This is a genomic window from Herbiconiux sp. (genome assembly GCF_023264895.1).
Classification (GTDB): Bacteria; Actinomycetota; Actinomycetes; order Actinomycetales; family Microbacteriaceae; genus Herbiconiux.
In genome coordinates this window covers 1-4209 of the sequence record NZ_JAHFUY010000156.1, presented here as the reverse complement: position 1 = coordinate 4209, position 4209 = coordinate 1, and the positions used below count along the sequence as shown (strand labels likewise).

General features: G+C 72.0%; 5 protein-coding genes. All 5 read left to right on the top strand.

What is annotated here, in order from left to right; genetic code table 11:
* Window positions 1-706: substrate-binding domain-containing protein (locus Q0D57_RS19165; protein ID WP_291047012.1), on the top strand; the 706-nt coding region annotated here is incomplete at its 5' end.
* A 6-nt stretch (window positions 707-712) separates the two neighbouring features.
* Window positions 713-1762: an ROK family protein gene (locus Q0D57_RS19160; protein WP_291047010.1), complete on the top strand. Its 1050-nt coding sequence runs from the start codon at window positions 713-715 to the stop codon at window positions 1760-1762.
* On the top strand, window positions 1759-2736 hold the full coding sequence (locus Q0D57_RS19155) for an ABC transporter permease (protein ID WP_291047009.1): 978 nt from the start codon (window positions 1759-1761) through the stop codon (window positions 2734-2736). The genes Q0D57_RS19160 and Q0D57_RS19155 overlap by 4 nt, the downstream gene beginning before the upstream one ends.
* A 14-nt stretch (window positions 2737-2750) precedes the next feature.
* Window positions 2751-3995, top strand: coding sequence for an alanine racemase (locus Q0D57_RS19150; RefSeq protein WP_291047007.1), 1245 nt, complete (start codon window positions 2751-2753; stop codon window positions 3993-3995).
* Window positions 3996-4020: 25 nt separating this feature from the next.
* Window positions 4021-4209: ATP-binding cassette domain-containing protein (locus Q0D57_RS19145; protein WP_366518647.1), on the top strand; the 189-nt coding region annotated here is incomplete at its 3' end.

The following is a 4209-nucleotide window of genomic DNA, read 5'->3' as shown; positions in this document are numbered from 1 at the left end:
GACGGCCGTCGACGCCGTCTCGGCCGCCGCCACCTTCCAGCCCGCGGTCGACGCCGGTGTGAAGCTCGTGATCATGACGACCCCGCCGGCCGACTACACGGCGGGCGACCAGTACGTCTCGATCGTCACCGAGGATCTCGCCGCGGCGGGCAAGACGAACGCCGAGCTCCTCGGCGACGCGCTCGGCGGCAGCGGCAAGATCGCCTATATGTTCCACGACGCCGACTTCTGGTTCACCAACCAGCGCGACGAGTCGTTCAAGGCCTGGATGGCGTTCCTCTACCCCGACATCGAGATCGTGGCGGAGGAGGGCTTCGCCGACGAGGCCAAGACCCAGGAGATCGCCGCGGCGCTCATCGCCCGCAACCCCGACATCACCGGCATCTACGTGCCGTGGGCGACGGCCGCCCAGGGCGTGCTCTCCGCCCTCCGCGACGCCGGCCGCAGCGACGTCAAGGTCGTCACCAACGACCTCGACGCCACCCTCGCCGCCGACATGGTGGCCGACGGCCCGGTGATCGGCATGGTCGGCAACGGTGCGATCGGCATCGGCAAGGGCCTCGCGATCGCCGCGGCCTACGGCGTGCTCGACAAGGAGGCACCCGAGCTCGTGGCCTCGGAGCCCATCGCGGTGACCAAGGCGAACATAGACGAGGGCTGGATGCTCGACTACGGCACCGAAGCGCCCGCCAGCGTCACCGAGTAGTCCGGTATGACGAGCACCACCCAGCACAGCGGCCGCCGTGACGGCGCCGCCCAGGGCGCACCTATCGTGCGCGACCACGTGATCGGCGTCGACCTCGGAGGCACCAAGATCCGGGCCGGCATCGCGACGGCCACGGGCGACCTCCTCGCCGAGAAGCGCATCGAGACGAGCGCCGACGGTTCGGAGGCGGTCGAGCAGATCCACGCGCTCGCCCTCGAGCTCTGCGAGACCGTCGGCGTCACCCTCGACCGCGTGCTCGCCACCGGGGTGGGCGGTGCCGGCGTCCCGGATGCCGAGGGCACGTCGTTCGACCTGGCGCCCAACCTCACCGCGCTCGGCGGCGTCCCCTTCCGCACGCGGCTCGCCGCCCTCCTCGGCCACCCCGTCGTGATCGAGAACGACGTCAACGTCTCGGCCGTGGGCGAGCTGGTCGCGGGGCTCGGGCGGGGGCTCACGGACTTCGTGTTCATCTCGGTCGGCACCGGCATCGGCATGGGGGTCATCGCCAACGGCGTGCTCCTGCGCGGTGCGAGGGGTGCCGCCGGCGAGATCGGCTTCCTCCCCCTCGGAGCCGATCCGCTCGACCCCGCCCACCACGTGCGCGGTGCGCTCGAGGAGGTGACCGCCGGAGACGCCGTCTCGGGCCGGTTCCTCCTCGGGCCCCGCCCCGACGCCCGCCCCGACGCCGGCCCCGACCGACCCGGCACCGGCACCGGCCACCCCGGCACCGGGTCGGGGGTCTCCGCCGAGGAGGTCTTCGCCCTCGCCGCCGCCGGCGACGCCCGGGCTGTCAACGCGGTCGACGAGGAGGCCAGGTGGCTCGCCGCCGGCATCGCGGCCGTCACCGCCGTGCTCGACCCCGAGCTCGTCATCCTCGGCGGCGGCATCGGCGCGAGGCCCGACCTCGTGCCGCGCGTCACCTCCTGGCTCGCCCGCTACGGCCAGCCGCACGTCCCCGTCCGCATCAGCCAGCTCGGCCCCCTCGCCCCCGTGATCGGGGCGGCCGAGATCGCCCGCCACGCCGCCGCCGCGGCAGAGAAAGGTCTTTCCCGATGAGCACTCCCACCCAGACCGACCCGGGCATACTCGCCCGCTTCGGCGCGGTGAAGTGGAGCAACTACGTCGTCTACATCGGCTTCGTGCTGGTGTTCGTGTTCTTCGCGGTCACCCAGACGCAGTACTTCCTGAACGCCACCAACCTCACGAACATCGTCATCCAGGCGGCCCCGATCACGATCATGGCCATCGGCATGGTCTTCGTGCTGAGCACGGGCGAGATCGACCTGTCCATCGGCTCCACGGTGGCCCTCTCGGGGCTCACCGCGGGAGTCGTGCTGCAGGCGACCGACCAGTGGTGGCTCGCGGCCCTCTGCGGTCTCGCCATCGGCGCCGCCGTCGGCCTCGTCAACGGCATCTTCATCACCTGGGTGCGCCTGCCCTCCTTCCTCGTGACCCTCGCGACGATGGGGCTCGTGGCCGGACTCGCCCGCCAGCTCACCGACCTCCAGTCGGTGCCCGTGACCGACAAGGCCTTCGTCTGGATCTTCGGCGGCGGCAACCTCCTCGGCCTCCCGATCATGGTCTGGTGGACCGCGGCGGCCGTGCTCGTCGGCTGGCACCTCCTGCGTCAGCGCCGGTACGGCGCGCACGTGCTCGCGGTGGGCAACAGCGCGGCCGCCTCCCGGGTGAGCGGCATCAAGGTCAACCGGGTGCGGCTCATGGTGTTCGTCGGCAGCGCGATGACCGCCGCCCTGGCGGGGCTCCTCTACGCGGGCCGGCTGCAGGGCGCGCGGTACACGCTCGGCGAGACCGACCTCATGACCGTGATCGCCGCGGCGATCGTGGGCGGAACGAGCCTGTTCGGCGGCAAGGGCACCGTGATCGGAGCCCTCATCGGCAGCCTGCTCATGAGCATGATCAACAACGGCCTCATCCTGTCGGGGCTCAACGTGTCGCAGCAGATGATCGTGCGCGGCGCCATCATCCTCATCGCGGTGTCGTTCTCGCTCCGCGGCAAGAAGAACAGCTAGAAAGGGCGGCCCCGATGTTCCTCGACCTCCTCCGCCGGCGCAACCCCGCCTTCCTCGACGCGATCGCGGAGCTCCACCGCGAGGGCGCGCTGCCCGCCAACACCTTCGCGATCGACCTCGACGCCGTGGGCCGCAATGCCACAGCCTTCGCACGCGAGACGGCCAGGCTCGGCCTCACCCCGTTCGCCATGACCAAGCAGCTCGGCCGCAACCCCGACGTGTCGCGCGTGCTCGCCGCATCCGGGATCACCCACGCCGTGGGCGTCGACCTGCAGTGCGCCCTCGCCGCCGCCTCGGGCGGCTTGCGGATCGGGCACCTCGGTCACCTCGTGCAGATCCCGCGCCACGAGGCCGACACGGCGGCGGCCCTCGAGCCCCTCTACTGGACGGTCTTCAACGAGACCAAAGCCAGGGAGGCGGGGGCGGCGGCGCTCCGCCGGGGCCGGGTGCAGGATGTCCTCCTCCGCGTGGTGCAGGAGGGCGACCGCTTCTACACGGGTCACGAGGGCGGCTTCCCGCTCGAGGGCATCGTGGCGGCGGCCGACCTCGTCGACACCATCCCCGGGGTGCGGTTCGCCGGCATCACGACCTTCCCCGCGACCCTCTTCGACGCCGCAAGTGGCGCCGCGGCGGCCACCCCCAACCGGTCGACCCTCACCGCGGCGGTGGAGCTGCTCGAGGCCGCCGGGCGCACCGGCATCCAGGTGAACGCTCCCGGCACCACCTCCATCTCGGTGCTGGAGGCGCTCGCCGCGGCCGGGGCCACCCAGGTGGAGCCGGGGCACGGACTGACCGGCACGACCCCGGCGCACGCCGTCTCGGATCTCGAGGAGGAGCCGGCGATCGCCTACGTCACCGAGGTCTCGCACCTCTGGAACGATCGCGCCTACGTCTTCGGCGGTGGGCTCTACGTCGATCCCGTGCTGGGCGGGGTGGCCACCTCGGCCATCGTCGTGGCCACCGGCGACGGCGGAGCCGCCGGGCGCACGACCGCCCAGATGACCGCATCCGTCGCCGACCTCGACGCCCTGCCGGTCGAGATGCCGGCGCCCGAGGCCATCGACTACTACGCGACGATCCCGCTGAACGGCCGCACCGACATCCGGGTCGGCGACACCGTGATCTTCGGCTTCCGCCCGCAGGTGTTCGTGACCCGGGCGTCGACCGCCGCGGTGTCGGGCATCGGCACGGGCGAGCACCGGGTCGAGGGGGTGTGGGCCGCCGACGGCTCCGCTCCGCTCACCCTCCCCGCATCCTGACCGACCCCTGAGATTGGAACCCACCATGCCGAGCGACACCGCTCTCCCCGACCAGAAGGCGTCCGGGGCGCCCACCGAGACCCCCTTGCGACTGGTCGGCATCCACAAGAACTTCGGCGGCGTCGTCGCCATCAAGAAGTTCGACCTCGACGTGCAGGCGGGCGAGATCGTGGCCCTCGTCCGCGACAACGGCGCCGGCAAGTCGACCCTGATC